Here is a 21,988-nt window from a genome sequence, read left to right on the forward strand (position 1 = left end):
ATGGCTTTGCTTAGTGACTCTATTTTTTATAATTATAGGGGCAAAAGAAAATCCAAAAACAAAATAAAAGAGGATTCAGGGGCTATCCGAGGATAGTCACTGAATCCAGTCCTTTTTTAGGGGAGTTTTTTAACAGCCCCTATACTTTGACTACATTGAGTATCCTATTAGTATTTTTTTACATAACATTTTCCATAGATGTTTTGCAAGTTTTCTTGTAACTCTTTTATTTTATCGGCGGAGAACTGTTCCTTATCTATGTATATAAAATAGTATGAATTTGTCATTGTAAAAAAAATATACTTTTGCGTATCATATACAAATACGCGAAAATGCTTGTTCTTATTAATTTGAAACAACGGATACTTAGGTAATAATATTATCTTTTCAGAATGATATGTAATATAAGCTTCGTCCGAAGTTATATTAACATTTATTGGGTCATTATCTTTAAATCTGTCGAAATATATTTTTCTATTAAGATATAAAAAAAAGCGACGCCAAGCAAAGATTGATATAGATATAGCAATAATAATTAATGATAGACACAATATATCTAATGCTATGTCTAAAATATTATCAATGATTTTCATACAATCTTTTTGCAAAATATACACAAAAAACAAAAAAAATGGTCCCAAAGCTATTATCATTGCTTTTGCCTGTCTTCTTTTTAACTTTCCACCTATTATTTGGTAATAAATATCATTTGTATTCCTCTCAAATATATTTGTATATTTATAATTTAATTCAAACATGCTAATCCTTCCTAGCGCACAAGTATTCATTTTTTGATAATAGACCAAGAATTGTGAAATCTTATCTTGGTCTATTATTTCTACCATATTACACAGTTATCATGGAATACAATGCCGCTATAGCTAGAGCGATAATCACAATGTATAAAACATATCTTATTTTATCAACATATGATATTTCTGGTGCCTTTACTTTTTGTAGATTTTCCATAAGTTCGTCCCACAACTCTTGAGTGATACTTTCCGGCTTTGCCATATTATTATGATAAACAATCTTCACTATTACCGCAAAGTCCTGTTTTAGTGTATCATTTTCTGTAGATAATACAATAGATTTGATTTCAAAAACTGTTCTATTTGCATCCCCAGAAACAGATATTTCCAGTCTTCCATTTCCAATTTCTGTAGCTAGACTATCTACATCAGGAATTAAGTTTTTATCAATGCCTTTTAGTGATGCCTTCATATTTGCAAACTCTACTGAAAAATCTGGATCATTAAACTGATGATGAGTAATACCTACAGAATATATTGCGTTTTTATTAATTGTCACATCATAAGATATTTTAGCATATACTTCAACATTTTCTGTTATTACGATTGGTATTTCTTCATTTATACCATATTCAGCACCTGTTATCTCCCTTAATTTAAGGCTACTTAGAATTTCGTTCGTTTTATTTCGTATGTACTCCTTCTTCTCGCTTTCAATAAGATTGAATGGCACATCAGGATCTACTAAAACACCTCCATCTCTTCCAGACATGATGTTATTATCAATCTCAAGTAAACCTGCACCTTTTCCAATCTTCACCGTAGAAATCTGATCATAAGCCCAGTTTGGTGGTAGTGGCTTTCCGATATTACCCGCAAACCCTGATGACATATCACAAACAAAGCTGCTTGTTACAAGATTTGCTCTAGTTAACTCTGAACAAACATATCTAGGTCCATATACGCCAATTTTATAATTCCTGTTATTAAGTGATCTGAACTGTTCCCAGAAGGTTCTAAAGTATGGGATAATTACATTTGCAACTTCCTTCTCGTTAACATCATAATCTACAGCAACATAAAAAGTTGTTCCATTAGGAAACTTCAACTTACATAGATTAATATATGCCCTTGACGCATCCTTTAATGCCTGTTCCTTTGTAAAATAACTTGTAGAATTATTTGTAGTCTGGTAGATTGGCATTATCTTTAATTCTTTATTATAAATAATTCTTTCTTCGTCAAGTGTTAGGATTTTGTCTACGCCGCCTACAATATATCTACCTACAACTTCTCTACCATCATTTTTTAATGAAATGGCAGTTGGCTTTGTTATAGGAGTCTTGCAATCACATGCCTTTCCCTTTCTGTTCTTGTCTCCATAACTTACCATAAGAGATGCCCATGTCTGCTTTTGTACCATTCCTGTGATATTTATATTAGAAAACTTCTGAAAATTCTTAACAGCCGTTTCCACTTTGTCATTAAACACTCCATTAAAGTCTCCTGTTGGAAACCCATTTGCATAAAGAGCATACTGTAAAAGATAGATATAGTTTTTATTTTTTACAGCATCGCCTTTTCTTAGTACTGGGCAATGTATATATGTATTACTGCCCCAGATTCCATCAATAACCATCTCAGGCCATTCTTTCTTAATCTCGTATTGCAAACCTTTGATTAAAGACCTAAGTGTCTGCTTTACAAAACGTCCATCGCAAGGAATTAAACCTATTAATGATGAATAATTCCTATTTAAGGCCTGCTGAATTGTTCTAATTCCAGCATCACCATTCTTTGCCAATACATATCCATCTGTAGTCAACAAGGCTCTCATGAAAGCAGCATCAGCATTGCCATTTGGATTAGAAAGGCCTGCATCAATTATTAATAATCTTACAGCCTTTTCTGCACCTGCTCCATATCCTCCATCTAATCTATTTGGATTATATCCCTTACAATAGAGACCTCCCTGAAGAATGAATACCTGTCGTCTCTTTGACTCACTAATCTTATTACAGCCTCTTGTTAATGTTCCAAACTTCTCAAGTGTTTTAGTTCCAAGAGAACCATCGACTGTTACACCTAACTCAATCTGTAAGGCTCTAATTAGTCCCTTTACTGTTCCATTTCCTGTAATACCATCTTCTGTAACCTTTACAAAATTAGGATTATTTCCATAAGTTGTGTTTAACCATTCCTGTGTCTTCTTTACCATTAAATCCATTTTATTAATCTCCTCTTCATATAAATGATATTTTGTACTTTTTAAAATTCTTATTTGGCTACTTTATCAATTGAGCCAACCATGTCTTCCAGTGAATCAATCACTGTCACCAACACTTCTGCTGCACTCTTAAGTTCTGCTAAGAGTTTTACAAGTTCTGTTAGTTTTCCCATTTTCATCACTTCCTTTCATTTTTAATATTGCTGTAATTAAACAAATAAAAAACGCCTGACAAAGCATAGAGATTATCTATAATCTCTATTACTTCGTCAGGCGTTGGTTACTACTAATCAATTAAGACTGTGTACCTATTTGCTCAGTACGAATCTTCTTATTATGCATACTAACTGCTATTACTGATTTACATCTGGGGCATTTGATTTTAATTATTCCATCAGTAGTATCTTCTGCATCAAATAATCGTTTGTTATTACAGCATGGACATGCAATGTGTATTTCCATTATTCTCGCCTCCTTAGTGCCAGTTGTATAGAAATGTCTGTCTGACTTTCACATTGCCTTGCCGTATCTACTTCCCTCAGTAGCGATGAATATAATATAGCAAACATATTTTCGATTGTCAACACTTTTTCGAAAGTTTGTTTGCTAATTATTTTATATATACTATTTTCTTATAAATCTATCATTTAACACTCCATTACTATCTACAATCAGTTTTCATGCATAGATAGTAGTAGTTTTTACTTAGGCTACTACCTGTATGCCATTTTATCTACCAGGTAGTAACTATTTTAACTTTAACTACTACCTATAAACTATTATCTTCCACAGGTAGTAATATCTCTAACTAAAACTACTATCTACAGCCTATTTTCTCCTACAGATAGTAACATCATCCTAAACAGCTACTATCTATAGCAAAATTTCCACCACAGATAGTAGCATACTACCAAAAGACTACTATCTGTAGCTAAATTCATGTCACAGGCAGTAATTTCTCCAAAGATGACTACTATCTATCACCAATTCTCACCTGCAGATAGTAACCGGTCTTATTCCTCCACCTTCAGGGTCTTCAAATCCAGCAAAAAGTCCTGGAGATACTCGAATACCTCTGATGGTTTGATGCGTGTGTTGGCTCTGGTATTAAATATAAAGGCCGGGTTTTTAGGGTCTGCCGCAAAGGTGATGTGTGGATTGTTGCGCTCTAGGAGAGCTGGAATCTGAGCCACATCTATCTTGGCCTTTTCGTACATGACGATACGGATGATGTCGCCCTTTTGCTCGATGGCTGATACATAAGCATCATGGGCCTTCACGCGAAGCATTGCCACCCAAAGCAGATTTTGAACACATCGCTTTGGCTCGCCGAAGCGGTCCACAAGCTCGTCAAGCATATCGTCTCTGGCTTCCTCACTGTCGATAGCAGCAATACGCTTGTAGATATCGATACGCTGCTCTTCGTTGGAAACATAGGTATCTGGAAGATATGCTTCGATATTTATATCCACTGAGGTGTTGAAGTTTTCTTCCTTCACCTCGCCCTTTTCTATCTTTACGGCCTCGTTAAGCATCTTGCAGTATAGGTCGTAGCCTACTGCAGTCATGTTGCCGTGCTGCTCTACACCAAGCAGATTGCCGGCTCCACGTATCTCCAAATCTCTCATGGCGATTTTAAAGCCAGAACCTAAATCTGTAAATTCCTTAATGGCAGCAAGACGCTTCTCTGCAACTTCCTTTAGCATCTTGTCTCTTCTATACATTAAAAACGCATATGCGGTACGATTACTTCGGCCAACACGGCCTCTTAGCTGATACAACTGAGACAATCCCATATTGTCTGAATCGTGAATGATTATCGTATTTACGTTAGAAATATCAAGACCGATTTCAATGATGGTGGTAGCTACAAGCACATCAATCTCATGGTTGATAAACTGCATCATTACATCCTCAACCTTTGCCTCGGTCATCTGGCCGTGGATGTAGCCCACTGTTGCCTCTGGAACCAAGCGCTCTATTTCAGCAGCCATATCCTGAATGCCTCGCACCCTATTGAATACGTAGTACACCTGGCCATCTCTTGCCATTTCACGCACGATAGCTTCGCGAACCATTTCCTCGTTGTACTCAAATACAAAGGTCTGTATAGGAGTACGCTCCATTGGTGCTTCATCCAGTACACTCATGTCACGGATTCCGACCAAAGACATATGAAGTGTACGAGGAATAGGTGTAGCAGAAAGTGACAGTACGTCTACCGTCTTTTTCATCTGCTTGATCCTTTCCTTATGATTAACGCCAAATCGCTGCTCCTCATCTATAATAAGAAGCCCTAAATCTTTAAACTCTACGTCCTTTGAAAGCAGGCGGTGTGTACCGATGACGATATCTACCATGCCCTTTTTCAAATCCTCAATAGTCTTTTTCTGCTCCGCAGCAGTTCTAAATCTACATAGCAATCCCATGTTTACAGGATAGCCACCCATTCGCTGAACGAAGTTATTATAATGCTGCTGTGCAAGAATAGTTGTAGGTACCAGATATGCAACCTGCTTGCCCTCCTGAACAGCCTTAAATGCAGCACGCATAGCAACCTCTGTTTTGCCAAAGCCTACGTCACCACAGATAAGTCTATCCATGATTTTCTTTGATTCCATATCCTTCTTAACAGCCTCAATAGCTGTAAGCTGACCCTCTGTTTCCTCGTATGGAAAGCTTTCTTCAAATTCCTTCTGCCATACAGTATCAGGCCCATACACAAATCCATCTGTATTCTGACGCAAAGCATACAAATCCACCAGCTCCTTGGCAACAACACCAACAGCCGATTGAACCTTCTGCTTTGTTCTGGTCCATTCCTGGGTACCGGCACCTAAAGAATTCAGCTTTGGCTTCTTGCCATCAGGACCAGAATACTTCTGTATCATATCAAGCTGGGAAGTAAGCACGTACAGATTGCTTCCCTTAGCATACTCAATCTTTATATAATCGCGGATTACCTTGTCCACTTCCATCTGCTCGGTTCCCTTGTACACGCCCAAGCCATAGTTTTCATGAACAACATAATCTCCAACGTGAAGATCCTGAAAGGAAGAAATAGATTCGCCCTCGTATTTCTTTACCCTGCGCTTCTTCTTACGAACATGTCCGAAGATATCTCCATCAGATAGCATTACAAATGCCGAATCAGGATAATCAAATCCTCTTTTAATATTTCCAACACATAGCATTGTTTCCCCAGGATTGATTTTATGATCTAAATCTGTAGTGAAATATGCATTTAATCCTTCATCCAACAAATCCTGTGCCAGGCGCTGTCCTTTAGTAGATGAGCTGGTCACAAGTAGCACCTTGTATTTACGCTTCTTATACTGGAGCAATTCCTTAGTCAATAGCTCAAACGAACCATTGTAGGCATTAACACCCTGCACTGCAATGCTGAAATGGTCTGCCGATTTAAGCAGCTTGTTTTTAGCATCCAAAACAGACATAAGTGTAGTAGGATATTTTTCGATTCTTCCAAATATCTCAGACACGCTGTAAAGCATTTCCATCTGGCCCTTTAGCATGTAGCCAGCCTCAACGCGACGTGTCATGGCATCAGCGAATTCAGTTTCTGTAACCTCGCCTTTGTTTATTACCTTCTGAACCTCGTCAATAAACACGTAGGTTCCCTTTGGCATGAAATCTATAAATGAACCCAGCTTATCACAAAAGTAAGTAAGATTAGTCTCCAGCTCCTGGGATAATCCCCATTCTCTTGTCTCCTCCACAACTCTGTCGGCATAGGTTTTCAGATGATATGCCTCTTCTGTTTTCATTTCCTTACGATACTGTTCATAGCGCTCATCTCGTTCGGCTTCAATCTTCTGAAGACCAGCCTCCACCTCGTCAGCCCCCAGTATTAGCTCGACTGCAGGAAAAATTAAATCTGAATTTATATTTTCGATAGACTTCTGATTGCTGGCATCGTAGGTACGAATGCTATCAACCTCATCACCCCACAGCTCAATACGAACTGGCAAATCCGAAGTAAGTGGGAACACATCGATGATTCCACCTCTAACTGCAAACTCACCTGGATGTTCGCAGGTGCCTACATTCTCATAGCCCATGGCAACCAGCTTGCGGCGCAACGCCTCAAGCTCGATTGTATCCGTATCAGATATAGCTACCACACCATCCTCGAAATAAGAAAGTGCAGGCAGCTTATTCATCAACGCATCTATGGTGGTTATTACAGTACATGAATTATTGCTGATAACTGCCTCTATGGCGCTCATACGCTCCCGGGTAAGGGCGTTACCTCTGATATCCGACTGGTAAAACAGGAAATCCTTTGCAGGGAAAAATACCGTATTTTCATCGTAAAAACGATATTCCTCCACAAGCTCCCTTGCCTTTAATTCATCTGCTGTAATAATCAGCTTATAGTTTATATCATGTCCAATACCAAAAATAAGGTGCGCCTTATCGGCACACCCTGTAATATCATAGACTTTCCCGCGGCGAGCTAGAGCCTCACGAAGAGACTCTACCGCTGTTAGATTTTCAAATGGTTCTAAAAATGTTTTCATAATTTATTTGCCTATAATTTTTTCTGCTCTATCAAGTGCTGCATCAATGTTTGGTGCAAAATTTTCTCTGCCCACTTCATTGATGAAATCAGCCTTCTCCATCATTCTTCTTGGCTGCTCATTTACGTGGGAGAACACAACTGTAACACCCTTGGCCTTAGCGCGGGCAACAAGATCCTTTAATGCTCTAAGTGCTGTAACATCAATAGCTGGAACGGAACGCATTCTGATAACAAGTACCTTAGTGAAGTGCTTTACATTGATATCATTTGCAAGCATATCTGAAACACCGAAGAAAAGAGGTCCTGTGATTTCGAATACACGGATTTCCTTCTCAACTGGTCTAAGGTCATCAACGAATTCCTCGTCATCAGACTGATATGTCCAACCACTTACCTGTGTCTCCTCGCTCATTCTCTTGATGAAAAGGATACATGCAACAATCATACCCCACTCAATAGCAACAACAAGGTCGAATACTACTGTAAGGATGAATGTAAGTACAAGTACAATGATATCTGACTTTGGAGCATATTTTACAAGTCTTACAAATGGTCTCCACTGGCACATGTTGTAAGCTACCTGGAACAGAATAGCTGCGATACATGGCATTGGAATAAACTTAGCATAAGGCATAAGTACTACAAGTACGATTAAAAGTGTGATTGAATGAACCATACCTGCGATTGGTGTACGTCCACCATTTTTGATGTTGGCAGCTGTACGTGCGATAGCGCCTGTAGCTGGGATACCGCCAAATAAAACTGAACCGATGTTACCGATACCCTGACCAATAAGCTCCTGATTACTTCTGTGTTTGCTGTTTACCATACCATCTGCAACTACAGCTGAAAGAAGTGACTCGATAGCTGCAAGGATTGCGATTGTAAATGCATTTGGCATTTCTCTTCTAATAACACCTAATGATAGATGAGGTACTGAAACGCTTGGCAAACCTGCCTTCAAATCTGGATAAAGAGTACCTATCGTATTTACGTTAAGGTGTAATCCCTGAACAATTGCGATACTGACAAATACTGCAATGATAGATGCTGGTATCTTCGAGAAAAACTTAGGCCAGATAATAAGCACTGCAAGACAGATAATACCTACTACCATAGCTTCTACATTAAGTGAATCAATATTGCTAAAGAATACCTTTAGCTTATCAATAGTCTCGATTGGCTTTTCCCCGCGGAAATCTACACCAAAGAAATCCTTGAACTGACCAATGAGAATAGTAACTGCGATTCCGGCTGTAAATCCTGTTGTGATTGTGTAAGGTATAAATTTGATAAGTGCTCCGGCTTTTACCAAGCCTAAGATTATCAAAATAATACCTGCCATAATTGTAGCGATGATAAGACCATCCATACCATCTGTGGCAATGATACCTGCTACAATAGTGGCAAATGCGGCGGTAGGTCCTGCAATCTGCACTGTACTTCCTCCGAAGAAGGAAATCAAAAAGCCTGCCACAATTGCTGTGTATAAACCTGGCTCTGGGCCAACGCCTGAGGCAAGGGCTAGGGCAATAGAAAGTGGCAATGCGATGATTGCCACGATAATTCCTGATACTAAATCCTTAAAGAACTGTTCCTTGCTGTAGCTTTTCATGCAAGTAAACAGCATTGGTTTAAAACTTTCCATCTTTTAAATCAAACTCCTAATCTTCTTCCTAACATTTCTGCATTAACTGCGTAATCCATAGCAGTTGCTGTTGTAATTTTGCCTGCCTTGGCAAGCTTGAATAAGCTAGAGTCCATAGATACCATTTCCTCAGTGTCGCTGGAATAAATAACACCTTCTATCTGTGGTACCTTATTTTCTCTAATCATGTTTCTAATGGCTGGGCTTACTGTCATTACCTCAAAAGCAGGCACAAGTGTGCCATCTACTGCTGGCACCAGCTGCTGAGATACAACCGCCTTAATAACCATAGAAAGTTGCAATGCTATCTGGTGTTGCTGCTCAGATGGGAAAACATCGATTATTCTATCAATGGTGTTTGCTGCTCCAATTGTATGCAATGTAGACAGTATTAAATGACCTGTCTCAGCCGCAGTCATTGCAACAGAAATGGTTTCAGCGTCACGCATTTCTCCAAGCAAGATAACATCTGGACTCTGTCTAAGTGAGGCACGAAGTGCTGTCACATAGTTTTCTGTATCTAAGTGGATTTCTCGCTGCGACACTATAGATTTAGAGTGCTTGTGCAAGTATTCCACCGGGTCCTCTAGGGTAATAATATGTTTATTATAATTTTTATTAATTCTATCTACGATACAAGACAAAGTGGTGGATTTACCACTGCCGGCAGGGCCTGTAACAAGCACCAGTCCTTTTGATTCGTTAGATAGCTTGATAACTGATTCAGGTATCATCAGTTCCTTGTAATCTGGAAGTGTAAATGTGATTACACGAATGATTGCTGCAAAGGTACCTCTTTGCTTAAATGCATTCACACGAAACCTTGATACATCCTTTATGGCAAACGAAAAATCATCATCACCATAGTTTTTATATTTAGAAATATCTCTTCCTGCAATTTCATAAATCTGGCCAACTAAGTCCTCCGCCATCTTAGGCACAATTGGACCATCGTCAGGTTCAGATTTTTCGGTATAGGTAGCCTCTAGCTCAGAACGGGTCATGACCTGGTCATTCACTCTAAAGGAAACCTCACGGCCTGTGATAATAAACACATCTGAGGCCTTGTACTTTCTAACAGCGTCGGTTAAATAGCTAATAATGTTCACACTCATACTCCACTCCCCTTAATCGTCGATTGTGATAACAGGCTGGGTGCTATCGGCTTCCCAATCAGCCGTATTTTCCACCTGAAAGCAAACTATTTCTCCCTTATCCACCTTGACATTTAACACCTGATTGTCATTAATATCAACAATAAATTCCTGATTTTCCCAATTATTTTTTGCAATTCTCTCGTAAGCTATGTTAGATGCCTTATAATATTCATCTGTATGGTCCCTAAGCTTGATGCTTAGATTGTAGTTATTGTGGCTGGATGAAATGGCAAGAGCCGCAATCACAGCAAAAGCCAAGCCTATGAGAATAACCACCATCAGGGATGTTCCTATATTTATTATTGTCCTCTGCTCTCTTTTCTTTTGCTCCATGACTTCTCCTACTTAAGTGCCTTTTCAACCTCAAGTGAATATATCTCTTCATCTGAAATGGTTGATACCACCACATGCATAGTTTGACATTGCCCCTTTTTCTCTGGCTCTATCACCAGTGTTGTAAGCTTGTAGGCGGCTTTATCATCACTGACGCTTTTCCAGTCTTTATCATAATAGTAGGTATCACTTTTGTATTCATCTGTTAAAAGATACTCTTCTGCCTCATTAGTTGCAAGATTTACTGCCCTGGTAATTTCCTTGGCACTCTTACTTTTGGCGTAGCTTCCAGCAAAGCACTGTAGGCATATAGCAGATATTATAATAAAAAAGAATATGGAAAACATCAGCTCCGTCATAAAGATTCTGGAACCATTATTTCTAATTTTCATCTGATTCCACCTCCGTCGACTTAACACCGATTAATACATCTAAAGATTCACCCTTAGTATCAGTAATCACTGCATTTATAGTGCCATTATCTTCCGTCAAATCTAAGCTATTTATCTGAAGAATCTTATTGCCAAAATCAGCTGTCGCACCAGCTGTATCCTTAGCCTCAAGCTCCATGAGAAATCCGTTATATTCATAGATATAAAGGCTTACCCCATCGCCCTCTGACATTTTGATACAATCTACCCCATCAAGCTTTGAAAGTGAAACCTCTCCTGCCTTATCGTGCTGCCTTACCTGCTCTCTGATATATGATGTGGCAATACGAGCGTTGGCGTTTGCCTCGTTGGCATACACTACCGATCTATATGAATTTACAGCCATCAAAAGAACACTCACTGCAGAAAAAGTGAATATCAAGAACAATACCATCAAAAACATGATATCTATATTATGTTTTCTAAGCTGCCCCTTCTTCAAAGCTGCTCCTTTCTCATGCTACTTAAGACTGATTATAGTAACCTCTGGACGCATATTACTTCCGTAGATTACATAATCCACCCTAAACTCTTCATCATCATAGATAATGCCATAGTTCTTTTGCAGATAATCAAAGCTTTCAGGGTATCTTCCCTCTGTTACATAGCACTGAATAATAGCCCTATCTATAGCATCAGTAAGGCTCTGCCTTTGTTCGTGCTCTGAGCCCTCAGATGCCTTTGATACAGCAAACAAAAATACAACAAATATGAGAATGAACAATACCGCAGAGATAATCGTAGTCTCTGCTGCGTTCTTCTTTTTGATTTGATGAATGCCATCAAGGCTTCCAAATCTGGTTTTTGCCATATTAAATCATCCCCGACATTATGTTAAGAAGTGGTAGCATTACTGATAACAGAATGATACCTACAATTACCGAAAGAATAATAACAAGTGTAGGCTCCACTACAGCAATCAAATCGTTGATTTCCTCGTCAGCCTCCTCCTGATATGTGGTAGCCACCTTTTCAAGAACGTTCTCCATGTTACCTGTCTTAGCTCCAAGGATAGCCATTCTTCCGTAAAGACCACCAAATATACCAGAAAGAGAAAATGCCTTTCCTATATCCATAGATTCTGCAAAGGAATCCTTGCACTTTTCTACCTTTTTCTCAAAATCAGGGGCATCTACAATCCTGCCGCTAACATCAAGTGCCTGCATAACATCCATACCACTTGAAAGAGTCATTGCCATTGCAGATGCAAAACGGCTTGTGGCAATCTTAGAATGAATTGATTTGAATCTGCGGCTCTTATAAAGAAGATTATTTCTTCTTGCCCTGCCCCAACTGCTCTTATTAAGAACAATTAGATATATAACTATTGCAAGCAATATAAGAAGTAATATCACTCCATGTGCCTTCATAAATGTACCAACTGCCAAAAAGCCTGCTGACAGCCCATCCATGGTGCCGCCTAATTGTTTGAACACCCTATTAAACACTGGCATTATCTCTGTCACAAGCACTATGATAATTACAAGCATCATGGCAACCATCATAAGAGGATAGGTAACTGCACTTCTGATGGCACTGCTAATAGCCATTTCCCTTGAATAATGGGCAGCCAGGTTCGTAAGCACTGAATCCATCTTACCTGTGGTCTCACCCATCTTGGCCATCTCCACAAAATAATCAGGAAACACTCCTGATTCCTCAATGGCCCTTGATAGGGAGCCAGTCTCTCCAACCACCTTTTCCATGTCAGTTAAAAGGTCCTTTTCTTCGCCGCCTTCCGATTCATCAAGCATCATTGTGATGGCCTGTATTGAAGAAACACCGCTGCTAATCATCATTCCCATCTCATCTGAGAATGCATATAACTCCTCTGAAGTTAACCTCTTTTTTGAATTTTCACCCATAATAACACCCTTAATATTTATATTTCAGTTGATAGTACGTATCATCTTCCCTATATTTCTTAACTGTGCTGTTACTTGCGTAAGAACCAAGTGTTGGATCCATAAGAATCCAATTCTTGCCGTCAAACTGAATGATTTTATCAATCCAGCCTGTTTCCTTGGTGTACACCGATATCCACGCATGATATTCTGTGCCAGCGTAGCCTATCTCAAGCCTGGTTGGTATTCCCTGGCTTCTTAGCATCGCCCCCATCAGTGATGCATAGTCAAAACAAATCCCCTTGCCTGTGGCTAAGGTTTCATCCACTGTTGGAATGTAGCCTGATTGCACTGTTTCGGCCTTGTCGTAATCATAGGTTACATTCTTGGTAATGTAATGATAGACATTTTGCACCACCTCAATATCAGTGTTAGCGCCTGCTGCAAGCTCCTGCCCCTTCTTAACCGCATTGGAATTGGCATTAAAATCCACATACGCATTTGGATACAGGAACATACTATATTCATCTTTTAGGGTTACGTTCACTGACTGAGTAAATGCTGTTGCATACTGGTCATCATGTAGGTTCTCATATACGCCGATTTTGTAGGTTCCGCTTCCCTCCGATAGTGGATAAACATCATAATTGCCATCCAAAGCCATCAGATAGTTGTAGGTGTTTCCTGCTGGCGTCTCTATAAGCATTCTTACCTTAGCTGCATCTCCTGTGTATTTGACCATAACATAGCCATCGGTGGCATTGCTGGCATCGATAGCCGCATCAGCGTTGGAATATACAGTCACTCCACTGGCTTCCGGAGTAAGCACATGGATGGCATTATCCCGTTTACCGCCTAATTCTTTGGCCATTGCCGCCGATGAACTGCTCTCGGATACAGAAGCTGTTTCACTATAAGCCGGCTGTTGGTCACCACAAGAAGTTACACTAAGACTCAGAACAATCAGTGAAAGCAAATATCTAAAACGTCCCATTTGCTTCCTCCACTCACTGCCCGTTTATTATTTATTTATTATTCTAATTAACTCAACTTCGCTATTAAAGCTGTATTCCTTATCTTCTGATTTGCTGTAAATCATTCCCTGCCATGTAGCGTTATCTCTGGCTGTCACCATAATGATATAAGCATTACGCTTGCACAGCTCTAAAAGCTTTTCAGTATCGAAAAGCTTCTCATTAGGGTCAATATCCACAAGCTCCATAGTAGGAAGAGTCTTTTTAAAGGCTCTATATTTAATCTTCTGTGCCGGAAATTCCAGCGCATCCAAAAATGCATTTACAATATTGAAAAACCCATCTACATCATTAAATGTTCTAGGCTCATTCTCGAAGCAAGTGTACAATTCACCTTTAAAACCATCGTTTTTAAGGGTGATACCCACGCAATTATGCATTCTTAACATTCTATCTGAAATTGCCATTATTCTTCACCTCTTACAATATCCTGCAACTCATCGGTGTCATTATCAGTACCTGCACTTGCAAGATTAACAGGCGCCAAATGATATTTAATGTAGCGCTTTCTAGATTCCTTGCTAAGATTCTCGTTAATTCTTGACTGTACTAAAACACAATCCTCCTGTGTGATATCAAGAAGCAATACAACAAACTGATTGTTAGAGTATCTCGCGTACATATCGCCACCTCTTGCAGATGTACGAATAGCCTCTGAAAGCTCATCAGCAAGTGTGTCTAATCTATCTGATTCGTTAAGAGCAAAACCCTTACCATCTGTAATAGTGCAAAGCATAAGCCATGCAGCCTGTCCTGAACGGCGAATAACTCGCTTAATGTATCTATAGCTTTCTACAAATACAGGATATGTACAATAGAAGGCACCCTCAATATCTTCCTTTGATGTATCAAGATTTCTCTTGACCTCGCTAATCATATCAGTGTTATTCTTAACCTGCTCACCTAGCTTATCAAGCTGCTTTGTCATGCTAGAAGACACTGATACACCAAGCTCCTCAAACATAAGAGTCTCAGTATCCTCATAAAGCTTAAGGGCATCCTTTGTGTTACCCTCCTCAATAAGAGCCTCCATTTCAAAGGTCTGCCATCCATCGTATGGATAAAGCTTGTTAGCCTTATGGCTGATATTGTACATAGATGAATAATCCTTCTGCACCTTGTACATTTCAAGAAGCTGATTCAAGCATCTATCAAACAGCTTTTTTAATCTAACCTGTGTGGTAACTACCCACTCATATCCGCTAAGAGTAGGCAAGAAATCACCATTGTATAGTTCAATAGCCTGCTCTAAAAGCTTCTGCTGCTCACTAACATCCTCTGAGCTAAGGGCTTTCTTAGCCAGCTCCTCAAACTGCACAGCATCGCACTCAATCTTTACATTAGGATTGATTCTGTAGGTTCCCCTCTTGATATAGACATAATCCTCGTCAGGAATGCCCAGGCTAAGAAGAGCCTTTCTAAGTCTGAATACAATGGCTCTAAGGCTGTTTGATTCATCAGCGATGTCCTCGTTGTGGAACAGATTATAGATAACCTGATCCCTGGCTATTCCATTTTGATAATATAGAAGCATCTGAAATAGCTGATTAACCTTTGTGGTGTTATTTCGCTCCAACACAATTGGTGTGCCTTCACATGAAATGTCTACCGTTCCTAAAAAATTGACATTAAAAATTACATTTGGTTCGTACATGTCGCTCCCTTTTCTTTATTAATTATTTTATATAATATAGTGCAATATCATTATATTTTTAAGTATAGAATAATAAACAGTTATTGTAAATAACAAAATAAAGATAGCCTGCATAACAATTTATGCAGGCCAATCCTTTAGTCAATCTTTTCTTTTACGTTGTATTTATTCATTGCAGCATCAATGTCACCTTCTAAAAACAATTCTACTGCGCCGATAACCTTGTCAAATGATGCATCCACCTTCTCGCGGTCCTCGGCACTATATCTGCCAAGCACGTGGGCTACCATATCACCGTTTTCACACTCACCTACGCCTACGCGAATGCGAGGGAACAGGTTTGTATCCAGGCGGGCTATAATGTTCTTTAATCCATTATGTCCACCGGCAGAGCCCTTCTTTCTTACTCTAATGTTCCCTGTTGATAGAGATACATCGTCGGAAATGACTACTAGCTCCGTCTCAGGGTCAACCTGGTAATAATCTACAAGTGGCTGTACGCATTCACCACTAAGGTTCATATAGGTCATAGGCTTTGCCAAAATTACCTTATGGCCGTTTATCATACCCTTTCCAACAATGCCTTTTTGCTCTCTTTGATTAATATCAATGGAAAAATGCTTTGCCAAGGTGTCGATTGCCTCGAACCCTACGTTATGTCTGGTTCCTTCATACTTTCTTTCTGGATTGCCTAAACCTACTATTAAATACATAAATCTTACTCTGGGAACTCTTCCTTATACTTGTTAAGGATCATTGTCTGCATCTGCTCCCTTGTAGTAGAGCGAATTGGATGTGCAATGTCCTTATAGCCGCCTTCAGAACCACGTCTTGATGGCATTGCTATAAACAGTCCCTTATCTCCTTCAATAATCTTGATGTCGTGAATTACAAACTCCTCGTCAATTGTGACAGAGACTACTGCTTTCATCTTGCCTTCTTTTTCAATCCTGCGAATCCTAATGTCTGTAATTTGCATTTTGTTATACCTCCCCAACTGGCATATCGTATCTGTTTTTGTTACCGGTTACAATGCGGATACCGTTTTCCCCAATATATGTTGATCCGCTGAGCAATGTCTCATGGCTTTCTACAATGCAGTTTTCTACATGCACGTTATCGCCAATGTATGCTCCATTTAAAATGACGCAGTTCTTAACAACAGAATTGTTTCCAACAAACGCCTTCTTAAATAGTACAGAATTCTCTACTGTGCTGTTTATAATGCAACCACCAGCAACAAGTGAATTGGTGACCTTAGAACCTGTGTTAAACTTTGCAGGTGGAAGGTCGTGAGTCTTTGAAAATACACCCGGCTCAGTATGGAAGAAGCTATCTCTAACATCCTTTCTAAGGAAGTCCATATTTGCCTTGAAATAGCTATCTACGTCTGCAAGATTAGCCCAATAGCCTTCCATCTTGTATCCGTAAATCTTCTTCATATTCTTATATCTAATGAGAATATCTGTTACAAAATTGTATCTGCCCTCTCTGTTGCATTCCTCCAACAAATCGATAAGAGCTCTTCTTCTGATGACATATACACCAGCCGAAACAATGTCTGAATTGGCAACCATAGGCTTCTCTTCAAACTCAACGATTCTGCCGTCTCTGTCCATCTCTACCACACCATAGCGGTTGATGTCGTCTCCCTCAGGAAGCTTAGCACATACTACTGTGATATCAGCTTGCTTTTGAATGTGATAATCAAGAACCTTGTTGAAATCCAGCTTGTAAACACAATCACCACTTGCAATTATAACATATGGCTCATGCCTCTTCTTTAAAAAATCAATATTTTGCCAAATGGCATCGGCAGTACCTCTGTACCACCAGCTATTATTAGTAGTAACTGTTGGTGTAAATAGGAATAGACCTCCCTGCTTTCTACCAAAGTTCCACCATTTTGATGAATTAAGATGCTCATTTAGAGATCTTGCGTTGTACTGTGAAAGTACTGCTACTGTCTGAATATGCGAATTTGTCATGTTTGAAAGAACAAAATCGATACATCTGTAGCTACCACCTACTGGCATTGCGGCAATGGCACGCTTTTCAGTAAGCTGTTGCATTCTGCTTGAGTTTCCACCTGCTAGTATAATTCCTAATGCTTTCATAATCGATCACCTGCCTTGATAATGTAGCCGCCACTAGCTAACTGTCCGTCAGGATAATCGGCCTCGCTAGTCTCGCCTTTGATAGCTGTATTTTTGCCTATAGTAACATTTGCTGGTATAAATGAGTTTTCTCCGATAACAGCAAGTCCAAATGAGTAGATACTTGCATTAAGCTTGCTCTCTGCCTCTTCGCCTTGTCCTATCTTAGTTCCTTCACCAACAACAGTGTTCTCTGCGATAATCGATTTATCTACTACGCAATTCTTACCGATAACAGCGCCTTCCATGATGATTGAATCTCTCACTACTGTGCCTTCATCAATCACAACACCAGCACCTAATACCGAATTATAAACCTCGCCATAAATCTGTGCACCTGCTCCTACAATAGCCTTTTCAACTACCGCTGTGCTTGCAACGAACTGTGGCTCGATGATATTTTGATTAGTGTATATTTTCCAAAACTCTTCATATAAGTTAAATTCTGGAATCAAATCAATAAGCTCCATATTGGCTTCCCAATATGATCCAAGTGTTCCTACATCCTTCCAATAGCTGTTGAATTCGTAGGCATACATTGGTGCCCCCTTCTCATGGAGGTATGGAAGTACATGCTTACCAAAATCGCAATTGCTTTGATCCTTAAGTGCAAGCAATGACTCCTTTAATACTTTCCAGCTGAATATATAAATACCCATTGAAGCAAGATTGCTTCGAGGATTTGCTGGCTTCTCCTCAAATTCGCTGATACGCTTTTCGTCATCAGCAATAACAACTCCAAAACGTGATGCTTCCTCAATAGGAACCGGGATAACAGCGATTGTAACGTCTGCGCCCTTAGCCTTATGAAAATCTAACATGGCCTCATAATCCATCTTGTAGATGTGGTCTCCTGAAAGGATAAGCACATATTCTGGATTGTAGCTTTCCATGTACTTAAGGTTTTGGAAAATAGCGTTGGCTGTGCCTGAATACCACTCACTTGTGTCGCTCTTCTCATAAGGAGGAAGAACTGTAACTCCGCCATTGTTTCTGTCCAAATCCCAAGGAATACCAATTCCGATATGAGAATTAAGGACTAATGGCTGATATTGAGTTAGCACACCAACTGTATCAATGCCTGAATTGATACAATTTGATAGAGGAAAATCGATAATACGATACTTTCCTCCAAAAGAAACAGCTGGCTTTGCTACATCGGATGTTAATACTCCGAGTCTGCTTCCCTGCCCGCCAGCGAGAAGCATTGCGATCATTTCTTTTCTAATCATCCTATCATCTGCCTTTCTCATGGTGTCAGTCAAGGATGTGCATGTAATAACCCATAGCACTCCCCTTTGTAACATTAGTATAGCAAATGCCACTATTTACTGCAATATTATTAATAATTTTTACCAAACCATTGTTAATTGTTTGACAATTCACTAGCAAAATCTACAATATATTCATTTTATCTTGCATGTAACCACGTTTGGGTTTAGAGTTAAATAGGTAAATTTTTGATTAAATTTATCGGATATTAATTTAAGAAGGATTATTTATGTATAAAATCGATTTTAACAACAAAATTCACGTGCATTTTATAGGAATTGGTGGTATCAGCATGTCAGGTCTTGCTGAGATATTGCTTGGAGCTGGATTCACCATTTCCGGTTCTGACAGAGATTCGTCAGACTTAACAAAACACCTTGAGGCACTTGGTGCAAAGGTTAATTATCCACAATCAGCAGCTAATATCACTGATGATATCGACCTTATTGTTTATACTGCTGCAATCCATGAGGATAACCCTGAGTTTGCTGCAGCCAAGGCATCAGGTAAGCCAATGCTTACAAGAGCAGAGCTTTTAGGCGAGATTATGGAAAACTACGCAAGATCCATTGCTGTAGCTGGTACCCATGGCAAGACCACCACTACTTCAATGATTAGCCAGATACTTCTTGAAACAGCTGATGACCCTACTATATCTGTAGGTGGCATTTTAGATGCTATCCACAGCAACGTTCATGTTGGTGACAGTGATGTTTTCATTACAGAGGCTTGTGAGTACACTAATTCATACCACTCATTCTTCCCTAAGTACAATATCATCCTTAACGTAGAGGCTGACCACTTAGATTTCTTCAAGAATCTTGAGAATTACCGCGCTTCTTTTAAGAAGTTTGCCTCTAACACATCAGATGATGGAATTCTTATCATCAATAACGAAATTGATGATGTTAAATATTTTACCGAAGGACTTAAATGTCAGGTAATTACTTATTCACTTAAGAATGATGCTGATATCTATCCTACAGATATTACATATAACGAAAAGGGCTGTGCAAGCTTTGTTCCTGTATTTAATGACAAATCCTGCGATAGGGTAACCCTTAATGTACCAGGCGTTCACAACGTTTCAAATGCCCTTGCTGCTATTGCTCTATCTATGGAAATGGGTATTTCTTACGAGAATATACTTGCAGGACTTGCTAAATTTGGCGGTGCTCACAGACGTTTTGAACTTAAGGGTACATATAATGGTGCAACTATTATCGATGATTATGCCCATCACCCAACAGAGATTGCAGCAAGCCTTGCTGCTGCCAAGAACTATCCACACGATAGACTTATTGTTTGCTTCCAGTCACACACATACACACGTACACTTAGCTTCTTAGATGATTTTGCTAAGGCACTTAGTGTTGCAGATATGGTTGTGCTTGCAGATATTTATCCAGCCCGTGAGCCAGATATCTATGGAGTAAGTGCAAAAGACATTGCAGATAGGATAGAAAAGTTAGGAACAGAAGTCCATTATTTAGGCAATTTTGAGGCCTGCGAAAAATTTTTACAAAAAAATCTTTTGAACAATGACCTGTTGATAACTATGGGCGCCGGAGATGTGTATTTAGTAGGCGAACATCTACTTGCAAAATAGTTATCCACATTATCCACATTTTTTACATGGTTTTGCTACTGTAAAAATGTGGATTTTTTTTTGCCCTTTTTTTAAGGTCTCATATAGTTTATCCACATTATCCACACTACTCACAAACCCTTTATTTACAATGGTTTGCGGACTTCACACCCTTTTCTTTTTGAAATGACTTTGCTATAATTTGCCTTAGTTTCGAGGGAGAGGATAATAAATATGGCTGACATCATGCTACACACCAGTAATAATTCTGGTTTTACTTGCATTTCTAATACTTTTATTGACGATTTCATGAAAGATGCCAATGGAGAGTACGTAAAGATTTACCTTTACTTGCTGCGTTGTCTAAATCGAGAGGATTATGATTTTTCCATCTCACAGTTGGCGGACTGCTTAGACCACACAGAAAAGGATATCATGCGAGCTTTTACTTATTGGGAGAAAGTGGGTTTGCTTCGTCTTGAGTACTCTGAGGACAATGAGCTTTCAGGAATCTGCTTAGTGGATGTGAATGGTACTAACAGCTCATTCACATCAGTAAATAATGCTGCGGTACCAGCAGTTGCTATTAATGCTGGGGCTCCTACAGTTTCAAATATACCAGCACCATTCAAACCTAGCTACAGTCCAGACGAATTAGATGCATTCAAGGAAGAGGACGAAGTATCGGATTTAATTTTCGCCACTCAGACATACCTTGGCAGACCACTTTCTAATTCAGATACCAACACATTACTGTTCTGGTACGATGGTCTTCACATGTCTGTAGATTTAATTCAGTATCTTATTGAGACATGTCTTGATAATGGACACAACAGCTTCCATTACATGGATACAGTAGCCAGAAACTGGACAGAGGACGGTATCACAACTGTAGAGGATGCTAGAAAGTCATCTAGTGCCCACACTAACACAGTTTATTCTATTAAGAAGGCACTTGGCATTGGAAACAGAGATTTAGTTGATTCAGAGCTCAACTTTATCGATAAATGGGTTAATACATTCGGCTTTAGCTTAGACATTATATTAGAGGCATGTGAACGTACTATTTCTGCTACTAATAAGCCAAGCTTTAAGTACACTGATTCTATTTTAACAAGCTGGAACAGATCAGCTGTCAAATCGCTGGATGATATTGCCCGCCTTGACCAGGAGTTTACAATGGCTTCGGTTGCAAAGCTTTCAGATGCTTCAAGAGTAAAGAACTCTAGCTTTGCAAACTCTGCTTCTGCAAGCTCTAGAGGAAAATCTAATAACAAGTTTTTAAATTTCGAACAACGTCAAAACTATGATTTTAATGCGTTAGAAAAGAAACTACTTGGAAATTAAAG

Annotated in this window: 21 protein-coding genes; 2 read left to right on the forward strand and 19 right to left on the reverse strand. The window is 39.2% G+C overall.

Annotation, left to right across the window (positions count from 1 at the left end):
* Positions 1-167 precede the first annotated feature (167 nt).
* The 19 genes from IJ535_RS04325 to IJ535_RS04415 form a co-directional block, all read right to left on the reverse strand.
* Complete coding sequence (locus tag IJ535_RS04325) at positions 168-758, reverse strand: hypothetical protein (protein WP_294299276.1); 591 nt, start codon at positions 756-758, stop codon at positions 168-170.
* Positions 759-846: 88 nt separating this feature from the next.
* On the reverse strand, positions 847-2,979 hold the full coding sequence (locus IJ535_RS04330) for a glycoside hydrolase domain-containing protein (RefSeq protein ID WP_294299280.1): 2,133 nt from the start codon (positions 2,977-2,979) through the stop codon (positions 847-849).
* A 50-nt stretch (positions 2,980-3,029) separates the two neighbouring features.
* Positions 3,030-3,152, reverse strand: coding sequence for a hypothetical protein (locus tag IJ535_RS04335; protein WP_294299283.1), 123 nt, complete (start codon positions 3,150-3,152; stop codon positions 3,030-3,032).
* Between the two features lie 121 nt (positions 3,153-3,273).
* Positions 3,274-3,441: a hypothetical protein gene (locus IJ535_RS04340; RefSeq protein ID WP_294299286.1), complete on the reverse strand. Its 168-nt coding sequence runs from the start codon at positions 3,439-3,441 to the stop codon at positions 3,274-3,276.
* A gap of 551 nt (positions 3,442-3,992) precedes the next feature.
* The gene (gene mfd / locus IJ535_RS04345) at positions 3,993-7,520 is read right to left on the reverse strand and encodes a transcription-repair coupling factor (RefSeq protein ID WP_294299290.1); all 3,528 of its coding nucleotides are present in this window, start codon (positions 7,518-7,520) and stop codon (positions 3,993-3,995) included.
* A gap of 3 nt (positions 7,521-7,523) precedes the next feature.
* Positions 7,524-9,170: a SulP family inorganic anion transporter gene (locus IJ535_RS04350; RefSeq protein ID WP_294299293.1), complete on the reverse strand. Its 1,647-nt coding sequence runs from the start codon at positions 9,168-9,170 to the stop codon at positions 7,524-7,526.
* 8 nt (positions 9,171-9,178) lie between these two features.
* The gene (locus IJ535_RS04355) at positions 9,179-10,285 is read right to left on the reverse strand and encodes a type IV pilus twitching motility protein PilT (RefSeq protein WP_294299296.1); all 1,107 of its coding nucleotides are present in this window, start codon (positions 10,283-10,285) and stop codon (positions 9,179-9,181) included.
* Between the two features lie 12 nt (positions 10,286-10,297).
* On the reverse strand, positions 10,298-10,660 hold the full coding sequence (locus IJ535_RS04360; RefSeq protein WP_294299298.1) for a hypothetical protein: 363 nt from the start codon (positions 10,658-10,660) through the stop codon (positions 10,298-10,300).
* Between the two features lie 8 nt (positions 10,661-10,668).
* Positions 10,669-11,052, reverse strand: coding sequence for a hypothetical protein (locus IJ535_RS04365; protein ID WP_294299300.1), 384 nt, complete (start codon positions 11,050-11,052; stop codon positions 10,669-10,671).
* Positions 11,042-11,533 carry a DUF4860 domain-containing protein gene (locus tag IJ535_RS04370; protein ID WP_294299302.1) on the reverse strand — a complete coding sequence of 164 codons (492 nt, stop codon included), beginning with the start codon at positions 11,531-11,533 and terminating at the stop codon, positions 11,042-11,044. Before IJ535_RS04370 ends, IJ535_RS04365 begins: the two co-directional genes overlap by 11 nt.
* Before the next feature lie 18 nt (positions 11,534-11,551).
* On the reverse strand, positions 11,552-11,902 hold the full coding sequence (locus IJ535_RS04375) for a hypothetical protein (protein ID WP_294299305.1): 351 nt from the start codon (positions 11,900-11,902) through the stop codon (positions 11,552-11,554).
* Position 11,903: 1 nt separating this feature from the next.
* The gene (locus IJ535_RS04380; protein ID WP_294299307.1) at positions 11,904-12,956 is read right to left on the reverse strand and encodes a type II secretion system F family protein; all 1,053 of its coding nucleotides are present in this window, start codon (positions 12,954-12,956) and stop codon (positions 11,904-11,906) included.
* Positions 12,957-12,966: 10 nt separating this feature from the next.
* On the reverse strand, positions 12,967-13,929 hold the full coding sequence (locus tag IJ535_RS04385; protein ID WP_294299310.1) for a transglutaminase-like domain-containing protein: 963 nt from the start codon (positions 13,927-13,929) through the stop codon (positions 12,967-12,969).
* A 27-nt stretch (positions 13,930-13,956) separates the two neighbouring features.
* Complete coding sequence (locus IJ535_RS04390) at positions 13,957-14,376, reverse strand: hypothetical protein (RefSeq protein WP_294299311.1); 420 nt, start codon at positions 14,374-14,376, stop codon at positions 13,957-13,959.
* Positions 14,376-15,623: a BTAD domain-containing putative transcriptional regulator gene (locus tag IJ535_RS04395; protein WP_294299316.1), complete on the reverse strand. Its 1,248-nt coding sequence runs from the start codon at positions 15,621-15,623 to the stop codon at positions 14,376-14,378. Before IJ535_RS04395 ends, IJ535_RS04390 begins: the two co-directional genes overlap by 1 nt.
* 137 nt (positions 15,624-15,760) lie before the next feature.
* Positions 15,761-16,336, reverse strand: a complete 576-nt coding sequence (gene pth / locus IJ535_RS04400) for an aminoacyl-tRNA hydrolase (protein ID WP_294299319.1) — start codon at positions 16,334-16,336, stop codon at positions 15,761-15,763.
* 5 nt (positions 16,337-16,341) lie between these two features.
* Positions 16,342-16,602 carry a septation regulator SpoVG gene (gene spoVG, locus IJ535_RS04405; RefSeq protein WP_294299324.1) on the reverse strand — a complete coding sequence of 87 codons (261 nt, stop codon included), beginning with the start codon at positions 16,600-16,602 and terminating at the stop codon, positions 16,342-16,344.
* Positions 16,603-16,606: 4 nt separating this feature from the next.
* Positions 16,607-17,740 carry a glucose-1-phosphate adenylyltransferase subunit GlgD gene (gene glgD, locus IJ535_RS04410; protein ID WP_294299327.1) on the reverse strand — a complete coding sequence of 378 codons (1,134 nt, stop codon included), beginning with the start codon at positions 17,738-17,740 and terminating at the stop codon, positions 16,607-16,609.
* Positions 17,737-19,011, reverse strand: a complete 1,275-nt coding sequence (locus IJ535_RS04415; RefSeq protein WP_294299394.1) for a glucose-1-phosphate adenylyltransferase — start codon at positions 19,009-19,011, stop codon at positions 17,737-17,739. Before IJ535_RS04415 ends, glgD begins: the two co-directional genes overlap by 4 nt.
* Positions 19,012-19,280: 269 nt before the next feature.
* Here IJ535_RS04415 and murC point away from each other — a divergent pair, with 269 nt between their 5' ends.
* On the forward strand, positions 19,281-20,660 hold the full coding sequence (gene murC, locus IJ535_RS04420; RefSeq protein WP_294299329.1) for a UDP-N-acetylmuramate--L-alanine ligase: 1,380 nt from the start codon (positions 19,281-19,283) through the stop codon (positions 20,658-20,660).
* 213 nt (positions 20,661-20,873) lie between these two features.
* Positions 20,874-21,986, forward strand: coding sequence for a DnaD domain protein (locus IJ535_RS04425; RefSeq protein ID WP_294299332.1), 1,113 nt, complete (start codon positions 20,874-20,876; stop codon positions 21,984-21,986).
* The last annotated feature ends 2 nt before the right edge of the window (positions 21,987-21,988 follow it).

Source organism: Pseudobutyrivibrio sp. (assembly GCF_017471675.1).
In the GTDB taxonomy this organism is placed as follows: domain Bacteria; phylum Bacillota; class Clostridia; order Lachnospirales; family Lachnospiraceae; genus Pseudobutyrivibrio.